At 70.1% G+C, this 15771-nt stretch carries 12 protein-coding genes and 1 pseudogene; 7 read left to right on the top strand and 6 right to left on the bottom strand.

What is annotated here, in order from left to right:
- Positions 1-11: 11 nt before the first annotated feature.
- The 3 genes from ACFY1H_RS41760 to ACFY1H_RS41750 are packed head-to-tail and all read left to right on the top strand — an operon-like array spanning position 12 to position 4733.
- Positions 12-1157, top strand: coding sequence for a substrate-binding domain-containing protein (locus ACFY1H_RS41760; protein ID WP_386955748.1), 1146 nt, complete (start codon positions 12-14; stop codon positions 1155-1157).
- Between the two features lie 31 nt (positions 1158-1188).
- A complete protein-coding gene (locus ACFY1H_RS41755) occupies positions 1189-3723 on the top strand; it encodes an ATP-binding cassette domain-containing protein (protein WP_386955747.1) in 2535 nt (844 codons plus the stop codon).
- Complete coding sequence (locus tag ACFY1H_RS41750; RefSeq protein WP_386955746.1) at positions 3720-4733, top strand: ABC transporter permease; 1014 nt, start codon at positions 3720-3722, stop codon at positions 4731-4733. The genes ACFY1H_RS41755 and ACFY1H_RS41750 overlap by 4 nt, the downstream gene beginning before the upstream one ends.
- A gap of 40 nt (positions 4734-4773) precedes the next feature.
- Here the strand turns inward: ACFY1H_RS41750 and ACFY1H_RS41745 are convergent, their stop codons facing one another.
- Positions 4774-6513: a sigma-54-dependent Fis family transcriptional regulator gene (locus tag ACFY1H_RS41745; protein WP_386955745.1), complete on the bottom strand. Its 1740-nt coding sequence runs from the start codon at positions 6511-6513 to the stop codon at positions 4774-4776.
- 215 nt (positions 6514-6728) lie between these two features.
- Here ACFY1H_RS41745 and ACFY1H_RS41740 point away from each other — a divergent pair, with 215 nt between their 5' ends.
- From ACFY1H_RS41740 to ACFY1H_RS41725, 4 genes are all read left to right on the top strand, one after another.
- Positions 6729-7412 (top strand): GntR family transcriptional regulator, encoded by a 684-nt coding sequence (locus ACFY1H_RS41740; RefSeq protein WP_386955744.1) that lies wholly within the window; start codon positions 6729-6731, stop codon positions 7410-7412.
- 72 nt (positions 7413-7484) lie between these two features.
- Positions 7485-7853 (top strand): hypothetical protein, encoded by a 369-nt coding sequence (locus ACFY1H_RS41735; RefSeq protein ID WP_386955743.1) that lies wholly within the window; start codon positions 7485-7487, stop codon positions 7851-7853.
- Positions 7854-8083: 230 nt separating this feature from the next.
- Entirely contained in the window at positions 8084-8359 is a 276-nt protein-coding gene (locus ACFY1H_RS41730; protein WP_386955742.1) for a hypothetical protein, read from the top strand.
- A gap of 45 nt (positions 8360-8404) precedes the next feature.
- A complete protein-coding gene (locus tag ACFY1H_RS41725) occupies positions 8405-8590 on the top strand; it encodes a hypothetical protein (protein ID WP_386955741.1) in 186 nt (61 codons plus the stop codon).
- A 291-nt stretch (positions 8591-8881) separates the two neighbouring features.
- On the opposite strand, the gene ACFY1H_RS41720 is transcribed toward ACFY1H_RS41725, so the two are convergent.
- The 5 genes and pseudogenes from ACFY1H_RS41720 to ACFY1H_RS41700 form a co-directional block, all read right to left on the bottom strand.
- The gene (locus ACFY1H_RS41720; protein WP_386955740.1) at positions 8882-9460 is read right to left on the bottom strand and encodes a hypothetical protein; all 579 of its coding nucleotides are present in this window, start codon (positions 9458-9460) and stop codon (positions 8882-8884) included.
- Between the two features lie 50 nt (positions 9461-9510).
- A pseudogene (locus tag ACFY1H_RS41715) lies at positions 9511-12151 on the bottom strand (error-prone DNA polymerase); the annotation flags it as partial.
- A gap of 263 nt (positions 12152-12414) precedes the next feature.
- Positions 12415-13134, bottom strand: a complete 720-nt coding sequence (locus ACFY1H_RS41710; protein WP_386955739.1) for a CocE/NonD family hydrolase C-terminal non-catalytic domain-containing protein — start codon at positions 13132-13134, stop codon at positions 12415-12417.
- A 167-nt stretch (positions 13135-13301) separates the two neighbouring features.
- Complete coding sequence (locus ACFY1H_RS41705; RefSeq protein ID WP_386955738.1) at positions 13302-14096, bottom strand: CocE/NonD family hydrolase; 795 nt, start codon at positions 14094-14096, stop codon at positions 13302-13304.
- Between the two features lie 437 nt (positions 14097-14533).
- A complete protein-coding gene (locus ACFY1H_RS41700; RefSeq protein ID WP_386955737.1) occupies positions 14534-15637 on the bottom strand; it encodes a hypothetical protein in 1104 nt (367 codons plus the stop codon).
- Positions 15638-15771: the final 134 nt, after the last annotated feature.

Here is a 15771-nt window from a genome sequence, read left to right as displayed (position 1 = left end):
GAAAGGCGAACATGGCGATCAAGAAAAGAACCGCGGTCGTGGCCGTTTCGGCCGCGCTGTTCCTGGGCGGCTGCGCCACGGGCGCTCCCACCGGCCAGGGCGGGAGCGAGGCCGGCGCGGACAACGCGGCCCTGCAGCAGAAAGTCGGGGTCGTCGGCACCCAAGACCAGATCCAGGACGTCGGCAAGTTCTGCGGCACGAAACCGCTCACCGTCGCGTTCGCCGACGGGTTCGGTGGCAATTCCTGGCGCAAGATCACGCGCAAGCTGTTCGAGGAAGAGGCCGCGAAGTGCCCGAACATCAAGAAGGTGCTTTACACCGACGCGCAGGGTGACACGCAGAAGGCCATTTCCGACCTCAATTCCCTCGTCGCGCAGAAGGTGGACGTGATCGTCACCTTCGTCGACGGCGGCGAGGCGCTGCTGCCGACGATCAAGAAGGCGACCGCCGCCGGGGTCAAGGTCGTGCCGTTCGTCGGCTCGCCCGGCGGGGTGCCCGGCAAGGACTACGTGGACTTCGTGTCCGAGGACATCAAGACCTACGGCTCCGCGCTCGCCGAGTGGACGATGAACGCGATGCCCGGCAAGGGGAACCTGGTGATGCTCGGCGGCATCGCCGGCAACTCCTACTCCCAGGGCGTGTACCAGGGCGTGCTCGACGCGGTGAAGAAGCACCCGGACGTGAAGCTGCTCAACACCGACGGCCCCGTTGCCACCGACTGGGAGCCGGGCAAGACCCAGCAGGTCGTGGCCGGGCTCATCACGAAGTACGGCACCATCGACGGGATCGTGTCGGACTGCGGCGGCGGCTCGGTCGGCGGCGTGCGAGCGTTCATCGCGGCGAACAAGCCGCTGCCGGTGTGGTCGGCCAACGACTCCAACGAGTTCGGCTGCCTCTGGTACCAGTACAAGGACTCCCAGCCGGGCTACCAGATCGCCACGGAATCCTCGCGCAACTGGATCGTCAACGTCGCCCTCCACAAGGGACTCGCCGCGGCCAACGGCATCGCCGACGACGAACCGTCCACTTACGACCTGAAGATCATCGAGGACTCGACCGACCCGGCCAAGCAGCCGAAGTGCGAGAAGTCGCTGCCGCCGGACGCGATCCTTTCGTCCGGGCTGTCGGTGCCCGACCTGCAGGCGCTGTTCAAGTGAGCGCCCCGGCCCGAGGAGAAGAGGGGCGACCGTGACGCAGTTCGAAGTCCCCGTCGTCGGTGAACGTGCCGACGAACCCGCCGGGACCACCGGCGCGGCCGCACCGGCCGTGCTGAGCCTGAGCTCGATCTCGAAGTCGTTCGGCCCCGTCCGGGCGCTGTCCGACGTCGACCTGGAGATCCGGGCCGGCGAGGTCCACGCTCTGGTCGGTGAGAACGGTGCGGGCAAGTCCACGCTGATGGCCGTCGCGTCGGGGGTCCTGGCCCCCGACGCGGGGACCGTGGTCATCGGCGGCGAGCGGCTCATGTCGGCCTCGCCGCAGCTCGCCCGCGAACTGGGTCTCGGCATCGTGCGGCAGGAGCCGGCGCTGCTGCCGGACCTGACCGTCGCGGAGAACATGGCCGTGGCCGTCGGCTACGCGCGGGTCGGCGGTCTGCGGCGCGCCCCGGCGTGGGCGCAGGAGCAGCTCGACCCGTGGGGCATGGGCATCCGCGCCCGCAGCCGCGTGGCCGAGCTGAGCGTGGAGCAGCGGTTCGTGGTCGAGATCGCCAAGGCGCTCGCGCTCGGGCCGAAGGTGCTGATCCTCGACGAGCCGACCGAGCACCTCAGCCTCGACGAGGTGCAGACGCTCTTCGACCGCGTGCGCGAATGCGTGCGTGCCGGCGCGGCCGTCGTCTACATCTCCCACCGGATCCCCGAGGTGAAGCTCATCGCGGACCGGATCACGGTGCTGCGCGATGGAGCCGTGCGCGGCACATTCGCGGCGTCCGAAGTGGACGAGCAGCAGATCGTCGAGCGCGTGATCGGGCGGGCGCTGGAGACGGTGTTCCCGTCGAAGGGCGGCGGCACCGGGGAAACCGAGCTGCTGCGGGTCGAAGGACTGTCCGGCGCGGGCTTCGCCGACGTGGCCTTCACCGTGCGGCCCGGCGAGATCGTCGGGCTCGCCGGCGTGCAGGGCAGCGGCCAGAGCTCGGTGCTGCGCGCGCTGGCCGGGCTGGAGCCCGCCGCCGGCTCGGTCACGGTCGCCGGCCGGCAGGTGCGGCTGGGCAGCAATGCCGCGGCCGCGCGCGCCGGGGTGGTGTACGTGCCCGCCGACCGGCACGGGGAGGGGGTCTTCGGGCCGCTCGCGGTCGGGGAGAACACCGTGCTGGCGACGCTGGACGAGGTCACCACGGCCGGGCTGGTGTCGGGCCGGCGCGTCGACGCCGTCGCGCGCGGCGAGGTGGAGCGGCTCGGGGTGAAGACCCCGGGCATCGCCACGCCGATCTCCGCGCTGTCGGGCGGCAACCAGCAGAAAGTCGTGCTGGCGCGCGCGATGCTCGCGAAACCACGCCTGCTGCTGGCCGAGGAGCCCACACAGGGCGTCGACGCCGGCGCCCGCGTGGACATCTACCGGATCCTGCGCGAAGCGGCCGAGGCAGGTGCTGCCGTCGTGCTGTTCTCGTCGGACGGCGTCGAGCTCGAAGGGCTCTGCGACCGCGTGCTCATCATGTCCCGCGGCTCGATCGTCGCGGAGCTGGCGGGCGACGAGGTCTCCGAAGCCGCGATCACGCAGGCGGCGCTGACCGCGACCACCGTCCGGGCGCGCGTCGCGGCGCGGGCCGGGCGGTGGCTCACGGCGAACCGGTGGCTGCGCGGCGACCACACGCCCGCGGCCGTGCTCACGCTCGTGTTCCTCCTGCTGGGCCTGGTGGTCGGGGCCGGGAGCACGAGCTACTTCTCCGAGTTCAATCTCTACAACCTGCTGTTCGCGGCGGCCCCGCTGATCCTGGTCGGGACCGCGCAGCACGTGGTCGTGCTCGGGGCGGGGATCGACCTGTCCGTCGGCCCGCTCGTCGGGCTCCTGGTGGTGATCGCGTCGTTCTGGATCGTCGCCGGGGGACCGGCGGGCATCGGGTACACGCTGATGTTCGGCGCCGCGCTGCTCGTGGGCGTGGTCAACGCCCTGCTCGTCACCAGGTTCAGGGTCAACGCGGTGGTGGCGACTTTGGCGACGTACATGGCGCTGCAGGGCGTTTACCTGACGCTGCGCAGCACCCCGGGCGGGGTGTTCCCCGACGGCGTGACGGCCCAGATCTCGCTGCGCGTCGGGGTGCTGCCCGTGGTCACGATCGGCGCGGTGGTGCTGATCGTGGTCCTGGAGTGGGCGCTGCGGCGCACGCGCTGGGGCGTGGAGCTGCGGGCGGTCGGTTCGAACCGCACGGCGGCCGAGCAGCTCGGCGTCCGCGTCGGGCGCACGCAGCTGCTGTCCTACGTGGCTTCGGCGCTGCTGTGCTTCCCCGCGGCGGTGATCGTGATGGCGCAGATCGGCATCGGCGACGGCCGGCCCAGCCTCACCTACACGCTCTCGTCGATCACGATCGTCGTGCTCGCCGGGGCCAGCGTGTTCGGCGGGCGCGGGTCGTTCCTCGGTGTGCTGGCGGCGGCGCTGCTCGTGCAGCAGCTGGTCACGGCGTCGCCGTTCCTCGGACTGTCGCAGGCCTGGTCGTACTGGCTGCCGGGCCTGATCACGCTGGGCGCGGCCCTGCTCTACGCGCGGCTGCGCGGCGGAAGGAGCCGGGCATGACTCGACAGTCGACTGTGGGCAGTGTGGATCGCGTGTGGACTCGCCTGCTCAGCGGCCGGTCCGCCGCCATCTGGGTCGCGTGCGTGGTGCTGTTCGCGATCAGCCCGCTGGTGGCCCCGGGCAGCCTGGGCGCGGCGCCGATCCTGAGCATGCTCCCGTTCGCGGCGGTGCTCGCGATCGCCGCGGCGGGGCAAACGCTCGTGGTGCAGCAGCGCGGCCTGGATCTGTCGGTGCCGGGGATGATCGCGCTGGCCGCCGCGCTTGGCACCGGCCTGCCGCAGAACCACGGCTGGCCGGTCGCCGCCGCCGTCGCGGCCGGGGTCCTGGCCCCGGCGGTCGCGGGCCTGCTCAACGGCCTGCTCGTGACGGTCTTCCGCGTGATGCCGCTCGTCGTCACGCTCGGGATGAACGCCGTGCTGCTCGGCACGGTGTTCGCGGTGGCCAACGGCACGCCCGCGGGTGCTCCGGAGGGGCTCAACCAGTTCGCGCTCAACCGTACCGCGGGCGTGCCGAACACGGCGCTCATCGCGATCGTGGTCGTCGGCGTCACCGGTGTGGTCGCCCAGCGCTCGGCGTTCGGGCACCGGCTCACCGCCGTCGGGGTGAGCGAGCGCGCGGCCGCCGCCACCGGTATCCGCGTGCCCTCGCACCAGGTGCTCGCCTACGGATTCGCCGGCGTCTGCTACGGGCTCGCGGGCATCCTCCTGGCCGGGTACACGAAAACCCCGCCGCTGTTCCTCGGCGACTCGTACCTGCTGCCGACGGTCGCGGCGGTGGTGCTCGGCGGCACGGCGCTCACGGGCGGGCTTGCCAGCGTGGTCGCCTCCGGTGCCGCGGCGCTGTTCCTGACGCAGCTGGGCCAGCTGTTGCGGGCGGTCGGCTGGCCCGACTCGACGCAGCTCATCGCGCAGTCCGCGGTGCTGGTGGCCGTGGTGCTGGCCCGCGAGCTCGTGCCGGTGCTCGTCCACCGGCTGCGCCGGCCCGATCCGGCACTGCCCGCGGCGGTCTGAGGTGGTGCACCTGGGCCTGCCGATTTGCGGCGGGCCCAGGTCACGCCGTGAGCCGATAGGCCTTCATCTTGCGGTAGACGGTCGCTCGCGAGATGCCGAGGATCTCCGCCGCCTTGCCGCGATTGCCGCCGGCTTCGTGCAGAGCGCGCTGGATCGCCTCGAGCTCCATCCGCTCGATCATGGTGAGCGGCACGGTTTTCTGCAGTGCGCGAGGCAGGTCGGCCGGCTCGACCGGTCCCTTGCCCCGGGTCGTCACCGCCTGGGTGAACACGGTCTTGAGCTCCCGGACGTTCCCCGGCCACGCGTACGCGCGCAGCAGTTCGAGGGTCTCCCGGTTCGGCGCGAGCCCGGTACCGGGCGGGGCGGCGAGGGCGAAAGCGTGCCACAGCACAGGAATGTCCTGAGGGCGCTCGCGCAGCGGGGGCACCCACACGTGCGCGATGCCGAACTTGAGCGCGAACGCCTCGGCCTCCCGCTCGTCGGCCGCGGTCAACGTGAGCACGACGGGACCGTTCGCGGGCGTCGATTCGACGACCGAGCGCAGCCCGGCCAGCACCTTGTCCTCCAGCGTCCCGACACCCCGGACGACGAGCGTCTCCGCCGTGCCCAGCCGGCTCGCCACGTGCTGCAGCCAGGACTGCGGGCCCGACACGTGCGCCTCCGCGGCGTCGACGACCCGGCCGCTGCGCGCGTCCACCTCGGGCCGGAACGGATCGCCGAGCGCGAGCGAGGTTTTCCCGGTGCCCGGCTCACCGGCGACGATCAGCGGTGCGCCTTCCTCACGCAGCGCGGCTACTTCTCGCGTGATTCGCAGCCAGCCGGACGAGTGGCCGGCGAGCCCGTCGCGCCGCGGCCGTTCGTGCGCGGGAATCGCGTGCCGGACAGGCCGGGGACTCCCGCCGGGCAGCAGCACCACGATGCGGTTGCCCGGATCGAGGTTGGTCACGGAAATGGTGGCCGGGCCGCTCGAGAGCGGCACGGAGTGCTTGCCGTCGCGGATCCCGTCATCGCACAGCTCGCGGATCAGCCCGATGTCGGCCGTGGACAGGCTGCCGGCGGGCGGGTTCTGGATCAGCAGGCCGTCGGGCCCGAAGGCCAGCACCGGCGCGGACTGGGCGCGCGTTGCCGTGAGGAAGGCGTTGAACGTGTGGCGGGCTGAGGGTTGTTCGACGTCGAGCACGTGTTGTTCGAGCTGTGTCGTGACCGATTTCAGCAGCGGGCGGAGGAAGTCGGTGCCCGGACGGAGGTCGCACGAGATGGTGACCACGGCGAGGAGCTTTCCCGTCGCCGGGTGCAGCACCGGGGCGCCGGTGCACACGGCGTTGCGGTACAGCTCGGCGAAGTGTTCGGCCCCGCGGATCTGCACGCTTTTGCCCGTGACGGCCACCGTGCCCACCCCGTTGGTGCCGACCGCGTTCTCCGCCAGCACCGCGCCGCGCGACGTGCCGATGCGGTCGAGGTGTACCGCAGCCGAGGTGTCCTGGCACCAGCGCTGCAGGATCCTGCCACTGGAGTCGGCCAGCAGCACGGCCAGGCTGGTGCCGTCGAGGCTGTCGGAAAACCGCGCGAGCGGCGCACGGAACATGTCGAGCAGATGGGCGTCGAGCAAGTCCTCCCCGACGTGCGGGACGTCGGTGATCATGTCGGGGGTGCCGATGGCCAGTTGCGAACGCTGCCAGGAGCTCATGAGCTCGACGTTGTGCCACCGTTCAGGGGCGGCTGCGGCGAAGAATTCGGCTTTCGCCTTCTGGATACGACTGTCTTCGTCGTCCTGGGCCACGGTCGGACTCCCTGCGGATGGCCGTCGCGTCCGGGCTCGGCGCACGGCTCACACCGGGCGCCCCGACCCTGGTGATGCCGGCGACATTGGCGGTATGGTGGGTAGCGGGATCGTCATACGATCACACAATCATACGAGGGAGCGGGCGTGAACACAAAGGTGACCGTTCCGAAACCCGCGCGTCACTCTCCGAGCGGGGACGAGGTCTGTCGCGCATGAGTCTCGAGCGACACGCGGCGCCCCTGCGCCAGCAGGTCGTCCAGCAGCTCAGGGGCGAGATCCTGGACGGGCTGCGCAAGCCGGGAGAGCGGCTCGTGGAAACGGCACTGTGCGAGGCGTTGGAGGTGTCTCGCACGGTGGTTCGTGAAGCGCTGCGCCAGTTGGAGTCCGAAAGCCTAATCACGATGCGCCCAAACCGAGGGCCGATCGTCACCGTCTTGACCTCGGAGGACATCGAGGCGCTCTACGAGGTGCGGCAGAACCTCGAAGGCCTCGCCGGCGAGAAGTTCGCCCAGCGGGCGTCGGAGGAAGACGCGACGGCCTTGATGCGGCAGCTCGACCGCATGGAGGCCACGTTCCCCACCGGCGACGTCGCCTCGCGCGGCCGGGAGAAAGACGAGTTCTACCGCCTCCTGCTCCAGGGCGCCCACAACCCCGTGCTCGCCGAGCAACTGCGCGGCATCCACTCGCGCATCAGCATCTTCCGGCACTTCGCGTTCGTTGACGACCACCGCGCGGAGCTGTCGCTGCGCGAAGTGCGGGCGATCGTCACGGCCGCCGCGGTGCACCGCGACCCAGCGGAGGCTCGCCGGGCATGCGAGGAGCACATACGGCTGGCTAGCGAGCTGGCCATCATCGAATACGAAGCCCGCAGACAAGGCGGTTTTGCCGCGGTCTGAGACTGTGCACGCGGTTGCGAGGTGCCCGGGTCGGCATCTACCTTGGGCACTCGACTGACGACGAGCATCGAGATGCGGCGCCGATTGCTCACCGGGCTGCCCACAGCCGACCCCTACAAGATCGCCGTGGTGCCCACGTTCACCGTCAAGGAGCTAGCCGCCGACCGGCTCGCCCCGCAGGCGCTGCTCGACCGGGTCGCCGCCGACGGGATGGAAGGCCTGATCGCGAAGCTCACCACCTCGAGCTACCAGCCAGGACATCGCACCGACGCCTGGCTCAAACACCCGCTGATCCAGACCGCCGAGGCCATTGTCTGTGGCTGGCGGCCCGGCCAGCGCAGCTTCACCGGCGTACTCGGCGGGCTGCTGCTGGGCGCCCACGACCCGATAACCGGCGATCTCGTCTACATCGGCGACGTCACACCGTTGACCGGACTTTGAGGTGTGTCGCGCTGCTGGCTGTTGTTGGTCGATTCGGGACTGGCAGACTCAAGGGCAAGTAACCCAAACTGTCTGCCCGCCGGCAGGTTCACCTGGTCGAACTTCACCAGGCAGGTATGCACACCATCGTGAGTTGGCTGAGCTGTTGAACGTCTCCCGTCCCACGGTCCACCGGGTCCTCACCCGTAACCAGTCTTCGCTCGTTTCCTCCGCCGCGAGGGGCCTCTGACATGCTGCCTTTTGTCTACCGGGTCACCAAATACGATCCGGCCGACCGCGATGACCGGGGATATTACGTCGGCATCCAGGACACCGTCAGCGATCACGGGCCCGTGGAAGCGGCCTACCTCGCCACCACGGCTGCCTTCGCCAACGACACCGCAGTCACGCATCTGACCATCCGCGCCCCAGGACTCACCGGCTTTGTCACCTTCGGTATGGAGGCACCGATCGAAGGCCACGGACTGGCCGGGCTGTTCCCGCCCGACCTTGCCGGCTACGAGTAAACTGCTGCTGTAGAACTACAGCGCGTTCATGGTCCGTGGGATCGCGTGGCCGGCATCCGCTCGGTCGGCCAGGACCTCGCCGAACGGATCGTCGCCGAACGCGACACCGCCGGCCCCTACCCGTCGATCGGGCAGCTGACCGAACGGGTCCAGCTCGACCGGCCCGCCGTCGAAGCCCTCGCCACCGCCGGCGTCACCGGCCTCGGGCCCGACCGCCGCGCCGCGCTCTGAGCCGCCGGCGCCGCCTCAACCACCCGCGCCGAGCACATCCCAGGCCTGCCATCGGCCACGACGCCCCCGCGCTACCCGGCATGACGACGTTCGAGCTCGCGTCGGCGGACCTGTGGGCCACCGGCATCACCGCTGACCGCCACCCCATCGAATTCCTGCGCACCCACCTCGATGCGCTCGGCGCCATCCCCGCCGGCCGGCTCCTCGACGTCCCCGACGGCACCCGGATCAAGGTCGGCGGCGCCGTCACCCACAAACAGCGCCCCGCGACCGCGGGCGGGATCACGTTCCTCAACCTCGAGGACGAGACCGGCATGTGCAACGTGATCGTGTCGATCGGGATGTTTCACCGGCCACGATGGCGCGCAGGTCACCCTCGTCGTCGGCCTGGAGCTGGTGCGGGCCATGCTGCGCGACAACGGTGCCTGGTGCCGGCTGGAAGCGGAGGAGAGATTTTTCGTTCACGTCGGATACGACCAGTACCTGTACATCGGCAGCGTCGAACCCTGCGAGCACGCCGTCGCCCATGCCCACGCACTTGGCCTGTTCGCTGAACGGATTGACGCATCCCCCTACGACCCGTCCTTCGACGAACCCGTCGAGCGGCGCCCCGCCGAGGAAGCGTTCTGGACCGAGGTGACCGACCTCGCCACCCAACGCGGCACGGTGCTCCTGGAGGAGGGCTACGTCGCAAACGTGTCCCGCTGGCATCGCCTGCATCCCACCAACATCGGCGTGATCCGCGCCGGACTCGCTCCACGCGCACGGCTGCTCGTGTGGCCGGATCTGTCCACCGATGTCGCCACCGTGCTCCGCACCCTGCCCCACGACGGCCCGATCGAGCTCGTCTGGGAAGACCGGAACGGCCACATCACCAGCGTCATCGGGTCGACGAGGAGAGCTACCCCCAATTACCTACACAGGCCGAGTCGGATCGCGACTCCGCCTTCGGAGTCCGGGTCGGGTTCGAGGGTGGCGTGCGGCAGCGAGAGGTTCAGGTCGGGCTCGCGGGTGGTCACGCCGTGGCGGCGGGCGTCGGCGACCAGGGACTGGGGTGAGTAGAAGCCCATGGGTTGGGCGCGCAGCGGGCCGGCGCAGAACGCCGCGGGGTAGTAGCGCTTGAACCACGCCGAGGCGTACACGAGCAGCGCGAATGACATCGAGTGCGCTTCGGGGAAGCCGTAGCCGGAGAAGGCGTGGATCTGCTCGAAGACCCGTTTCGCGAGGTCATCGGACAGGCCGTTGGCTTTGGCGCCTTCGAAGAACCGGCCGGCCAGGCGTCGCATCTTCGTGCTGGAGCGTTTGGAGCCCATGGCGCGGCGCAGCTGGTCGGCCTCGGTGGGGGTGAAGGAGGCGACGTCGCGGGCCATCTGCATCACCTGCTCCTGAAACAGCGGCACCCCCAACGTGCGCTCGAGCGCCGGGGCGAGCAGCGGGTGTTCGTGCTGCCACTGCTCTTCGCCGCGGCGGCGGCGGATGTAGGGGTGCACGGAGCCGCCCTGGATCGGGCCGGGCCGGATCAGCGCGACCTCGACGACGAGGTCGTAGAACTTCCGCGGCCGCAACCTCGGGAGGGTGCCGAGCTGGGCGCGGGATTCGACTTGGAACACGCCGATCGCGTCGGCTTCGCACAACATGTCGTAGACCTTGGGGGTCGGCGAGGTCGAGGTCGTGCAGTCCGATGTGGACGTCGTGATGCTCGGCGAGCAGGTCGATTGTGTAGTGCAGCGCGGAGAGCATCCCGAGGCCGAGCAGGTCGAACTTCGTGAGTCCGATCGCGGCGCGGTCGTCCTTGTCCCGCTGCAGGACGCTGCGGTCGGCGGCGGTGGCCCACTCGACCGGCACGATCTCGCTGACCGGGGTGTGGGCGATGACCATGCCGCCGGAGTGCACGCCCAGGTGCCGCGGGGAATCTTCGAGCCAGCCGGCGAATTCGATGAGGTCGTCGGGCAGACCGGCTTCGGCCGCCGCGGGGTCGGTGACGCTGGCCCAGCGGTCGACCTTCTTGCCGAAGGCGTCCTGCTGTCCGGGGGAGTAGCCGAGCGCTTTGACGGCGTCGCGCACGGCGGAGCGGGCGCGGTAGGCGATGACGTTGGCGACCTGGGCGGCGTGGAAGCGGCCGTGTTTGGCGTAGACGTACTGGATGACCTCCTCGCGGCGGTCGGACTCGATGTCCACGTCGATGTCTGGCGGCCCGTCCCGCTCGGCCGACAAGAACCGTTCGAACAGCAGGTTCCACTTCACCGGGTCGGCGTGGCAGATCTGCAGCGCGAAACACACCGCCGAGTTCGCCGCCGACCCGCGGCCCTGGGCCAGGATGTTGGCCTCGCGGCAGAACCGCACGATGTCCCACACCACCAGGAAGTAGCCGGGGAACCCGAGCCGCTCGATGACGTCGAGCTCCCGCTCCAGCTGCGCGTAGGCCTTCGGGTTGTCCGCACGGGCGCCGTAACGCGCGCGGGCGCCCTCGAACGTGAGGTGGCGCAGGAACTCGTCCTCGCCGGCGAACCCCTCGGGCACGTCGAACGGCGGCAGCTTCGGCGCGACCAGGGCGAGGTCGAACGCGAGCTCCACCCCGAGCAGCGCCGCGCGCTGCACCGCCCCCGGATACCGGGCGAACCGTTGCCGCTGTTCAGCGCCGTCACGCACGAACGCCATCCCATCGGCCGGCAGCCACCCCTCCAGCTCGTCCATCGACCTGTTGGCCCGCACCGCCGCCACCGCGGCGGCGTGCCGGTGCTGCTCCGGGCGCGCGTAGTGCACGTTGTTCGACGCGACGGTCGGCAGCCGCAGGTCGGCGGCGATCCCGGCGAGCAGGTCGTTGTGGACCGCATCCAGCGGCTGGCCGTGGTCGATCAGCTCGACCGCCACGTTCTCCGGTCCGAACCAGTGAGTCAGCCGGCGCAGCTCGGTGGCCGCCGCGGGCGCGCCGTCGCCGACGAGGGCCTGGCGCACGGTGCCCTTGCGGCAGCCGGTGAGCACCAGCACGTGCCCGCGCAGCTCCTCCACAACCTGGTCGAGGTCATAGACGGGCCGGCCTTTCCGGCCGCCCTTGGCCAGCTGGGCGCGGGAGATCACCCGGCACAACCGCTGATAGCCCTCCACCCCACGGGTCAAGGCCAGCAGGTGCGAGCCCTCGGGGTCGGGGACGCCGCCCTGCGGCGCGGATAGGCCGAGGGACAGCTCGGCGCCGTGGCCTGTGCGGATGCCGAGCTCACGGCCGGCCTCGGCGAAGCGGACCGCCCCGTACATGCCGTCGTGATCCGCCAGCACGACCGCGTCGAGGCCGAGCCGCGCCGCCTCTTCGACGAGCTGTTCGGGGTGGCTGGCGCCGTCGAGGAAGCTGAAGTTGGAGTGGCAATGCAGCTCCGCGTACGGCACCCGCGCCCCGCCGACCTCGACATCCGCGCGCGGCCGCAGACCCCGCGGCGGCTGGTAGCCCTCCCGCTTGTGCGAGCGCGGCGCCTCCTCGTCACCGTCCGGCCGTGCGGGCGGGACTCCCCGACCGGACGCGATCCGCTCCAGCTCCGACCAGGGCATCGGGGGGTTGTTGAAGGCCATCGACCGCTCCCACTACGTCTTCGCCGTGGGGAGCCGGCAACCAGGTTCTTACTCGAACAAGTGTTCGTATAATGCGTCTGACGTGCACTGATCGCAACATGCCCATCGTCACGGTGACGGTGAGCTCTCTCTGTCACTTGTGAGCGGCATCTGTCACCACGGGCGCCTGCTTGGGCTCCAACACCGCCGGCGCCCCCGATTGCGGCCACCGCAGTGGCGGGCAGGGGCATCGGCGGTGCCGGCTCGGTGTGCTGGTGGGGGTGTCAGGCCAGGGTGCTGAGCGGGATGTCGATGTAGGACTCGATGTCCTGCGGGGAGATGATCTCGATGGTGGACGGTGTGGTGTTGGCGTCGGCGAAGAACGGGTCGTGGGTGTCGATGATCAGCTGGAGCTGGCGGCCCTGGGCCAGGACGTAGTGGGCGGGCTGCAGGGGGAAGTTCAGGGTGATGTCCTGGCCGGCCTCGCGGTCGGTGACGGTGTAGGGGGCGTGGGTGATGATGGTCGCCTTGCCGGTGGAGGGGTCGCAGTCCATCAGGTAGGCCACGATCGTGACGTTCCTGTCCTGTGCCTTCACGGTCACCTGCACCTCCAGCTCGCCCTGGACACGCATGGCTTGCGCCAGCGGCGCGGTGGTCCAGATCGCGGCGAGGCCACGGTCGAGGTCGGCGGTCTGATAGACGTGGGGCAGGCCCAAGCGCTCGGTTGCGCCGGTCTGGACCAGTTTCGGGGCAACGACGACCTCGGTGCCCTGGCCGGTGGCCTTGATCGAGCGGGTCCAGCCCGGTTGCGGCCGGCCCTGGGCCATCTGCGCGTCGCGCTGACCGGCGGGCGCGTCGGCGAGGTGGAAACGTTGCCGGGGCAGGGCGTAGCTGTCCCAGTCGGGGTGGTGGACGTCGGACAGGAGGTTGTGCATGTACTCCGAGCGGACGCCGAAGTGCGGCTTCGCTCCGTCGCCGGCGTTGCCGCCGAGGTGGTGATCCATCCAGCGGTAGACCGTCTCGGTGGGCTTGGAGACGAGGCCGAGCAGGCCGGGAAGCTCGCTGTTGCCGTGGTCTCCGACCTGGACCAGCAGCGACTTGGGACCGGTCAGGCCGTCGAACAGGTCGACGACGCTGGGGACCGAGAAGATCGTCTCGTGCCAGGCGGTGGTCAGCAGGATCGGCGTCTGGTCCGGTCGTAGGACTCCAGCTGGTTCCTGGCCGACCGCACATCGGCAAACGCCATGACCTCGCCGTCGATGGAGTTGCTGCGGACCTTCTCGATGACGTCGCGGAACTCCGGCGAGCAACGGTCCTCGCTGAACAGCTGCACGAGCGCCTCGAAAGCCTTCACGTGGCAGGTTTCGTTCTCGAACAGCGAGGTGAACAGATCTCCCCACGCGCTGGTCGCCGCCACGGCCGAGACTCGTGGATCATGCGCGGCCACCAGCAGGGACGTCCCGGCGCCATAGGAGGAGCCGACACACCCGACCCGGCTGCCGGAGACGCCCTGCTCGAACAGCCAGTCGATGACTTCGGAGCCGTCATTCACATCCAGCGGCCCGGCGACGTCGATCTCGCCGGTGGAGGCGGCCAGGCCGCGCTGGCTGTAGGCCAAAACCGCGTAGCCGCCAAGGGCCCAGCGCGGGAACATGCCGAGGTAGGCACGCCAGCCGATCCCGATCAGCGGCGCCGGCATGACGATCGCGGGACAGCTTGCGGGCTCAACGTCACGCGGGACGCTCAGCGCCGCATCGAGCACCGTCCCGTCCGACATGGTGATCGAGACCTCGGCGTACTTGGCGGTCCGCAGGTACGTCTCGTAGGTGTCGGCCAGGCCCCAGTTGTCCAGGGTGACGATGTTGCGCGACACCGGGAAGGCCAGTGCCGTGCGGATTGCGTCGAGTCTGGCGAGCTCGTCGGTGCTGAGCGTGAACGGGTTCTCCGGGGCGCTGGCGACTGACATGTGGGCTGTGCCCGCCTTCCGTGGCAGTGGTGCTGACGAAGTACCGGCGCCATGCTCTCCCCGATTTGACCAGCCAGGACGCGGGCTCCGCAGTGATCACTCAAAGAGGGAACCAAGATCGAAGCTTCCGTCACAGAAGCGATCCGACCTCACGCCCAACAGCCGATTGACAGCCAGCTGGCGTCCGTTTCCTGTCGGCGGGCTCCGGGCGCACCGCGTCCAGGTCTGTTGGGCAAGAGCGAGTGTCTGTCCACCGCGCCCGTCGCAGACGCCGCGGCGCAGGTAACAGCTACCGCGCAAAATCGGTGACAACCAGCGCGCACGAAAGCGGTGCAACACAGACGTCGTGCACGTTCGTCGGTGACAACTACCCTCCACAGTCACAGTCACAGTCACTGTGACCGTGATTTTTATCTGTGACTTGTGAGCGGTACATGTCACCGGCGTTGGTGGTGCGGTCCCGGTAGAGCAGCGGTGTTACGGCCTGCTCCGGTGAGTCGGACCGCGCCCATGACCGCATGGCCCGGGATGCCGGCGGTCCCGGACTTGCCGGGACGCGGCACCCCGGCGATCCACAGCTGCCCGGTCGTGGCCGTCGCGAGGCCGAACGCGACGGGCACGTTCCGCATTCGGAAGCCGACCATGCGGCCGTCAGGCAGGACGGCCCGGCCCTGGAGGCGGACGAGACCACGGCCGTTGATCGAGACCGGCCGGTCGAGCACCACGGCCAGCTCGGTCCAGGTGTCGGCCGCGAGTGGAGCGCGCAGTCGCACCGCGCGGACCACCACAATCAGCGCTAGAACACCGATGAACGCCGCGATGAACACTGCCCCGCTGCTGGCCGTGTGAAGGGCCCGCTCCTGCGGCAGGTCCGCCGCCGCCCAGCCTGCGAGGACGGCGACGACGCCGTATACCACAGCCGGGTACCAACACAGGCGTGCGAGGTAGCGGCGATAGGCCGTGAGCACCGGATCGAGCCGCGGCGAGGTCGGCTCCCGGGAGCCGATCGGCAGCACCCGCGCACCGGGCAGCGGGCCGTCGGTGATCCGCGCCGCCCCGAGAACGCCGGACCCCGGCAACGTGATCATCGCCCGCTCACCCACCCGCAGCAGCCACAGTCGGCGCTCACCGGCCAGCTGCACCCGCAGCGGTGCAGGCATCCTGGCGCGCAGCCACCGGCCGTCGGGCAGGCGGACGCCGACCTCGCGACCCGCGAGGACCACCCCGTGCGGCGGGCAGTCGACCGGTTCGAACCGGGCCCCGAGGAACGGCACCGCCCGGCGGAGTGTCGTGAGAATGGCGATGGCCGCGACCAGGGCGACGCCGAAGAACACGACAAGGAAGAGCGGCGCGGCGACACCCTTACCGGCGAAGAACAGGCCTATCCCGCCGATCACGAACGGCAGCGGGAAAAACAGGCTCGCAGCCGCACGGCGGCGCGCGGCCGTGTGGAGCTCGCCGAACACCGGTAGTGCACCGGCCGGCACGGCGGGGTCGGGCTCCCAGCGCCGGACGCGATCGGATTCCGGACGAGCGGTCATTTCTCTCCCAACGTGCGCACAAGGTCACCCGATCGTCGGTACCCAGGCGAGCGGCGTTACGTCGCACCACTCTCCCAGCGCACGGAAGTCAGGTTAGACAGCTCGGTGCCATGGCCAGTTACCCTTCGCCGTGC

Source organism: Amycolatopsis sp. NPDC001319, from assembly GCF_042896185.1.
Taxonomy (GTDB): Bacteria; Actinomycetota; Actinomycetes; order Mycobacteriales; family Pseudonocardiaceae; genus Amycolatopsis.
Note: the sequence above shows the minus strand (reverse complement) of the source record. Positions and strands in the feature narration are given on the sequence as shown.

Excerpts from the sequence above, each read along its gene's own strand:
- ACFY1H_RS41710 (WP_386955739.1), bottom strand. The coding sequence starts at position 13,134 with ATGGATCACCACCTCGGCGGCAACGCCGGCGACGGAGCGAAGCCGCAC.
- ACFY1H_RS41760 (WP_386955748.1), top strand. The coding sequence starts at position 12 with ATGGCGATCAAGAAAAGAACCGCGGTCGTGGCCGTTTCGGCCGCGCTG.
- ACFY1H_RS41730 (WP_386955742.1), top strand. The coding sequence starts at position 8,084 with ATGCTGCCTTTTGTCTACCGGGTCACCAAATACGATCCGGCCGACCGC.
- ACFY1H_RS41740 (WP_386955744.1), top strand. The coding sequence starts at position 6,729 with ATGAGTCTCGAGCGACACGCGGCGCCCCTGCGCCAGCAGGTCGTCCAG.
- ACFY1H_RS41700 (WP_386955737.1), bottom strand. The coding sequence starts at position 15,637 with ATGACCGCTCGTCCGGAATCCGATCGCGTCCGGCGCTGGGAGCCCGAC.
- ACFY1H_RS41750 (WP_386955746.1), top strand. The coding sequence starts at position 3,720 with ATGACTCGACAGTCGACTGTGGGCAGTGTGGATCGCGTGTGGACTCGC.
- ACFY1H_RS41705 (WP_386955738.1), bottom strand. The coding sequence starts at position 14,096 with ATGTCAGTCGCCAGCGCCCCGGAGAACCCGTTCACGCTCAGCACCGAC.
- ACFY1H_RS41735 (WP_386955743.1), top strand. The coding sequence starts at position 7,485 with ATGCGGCGCCGATTGCTCACCGGGCTGCCCACAGCCGACCCCTACAAG.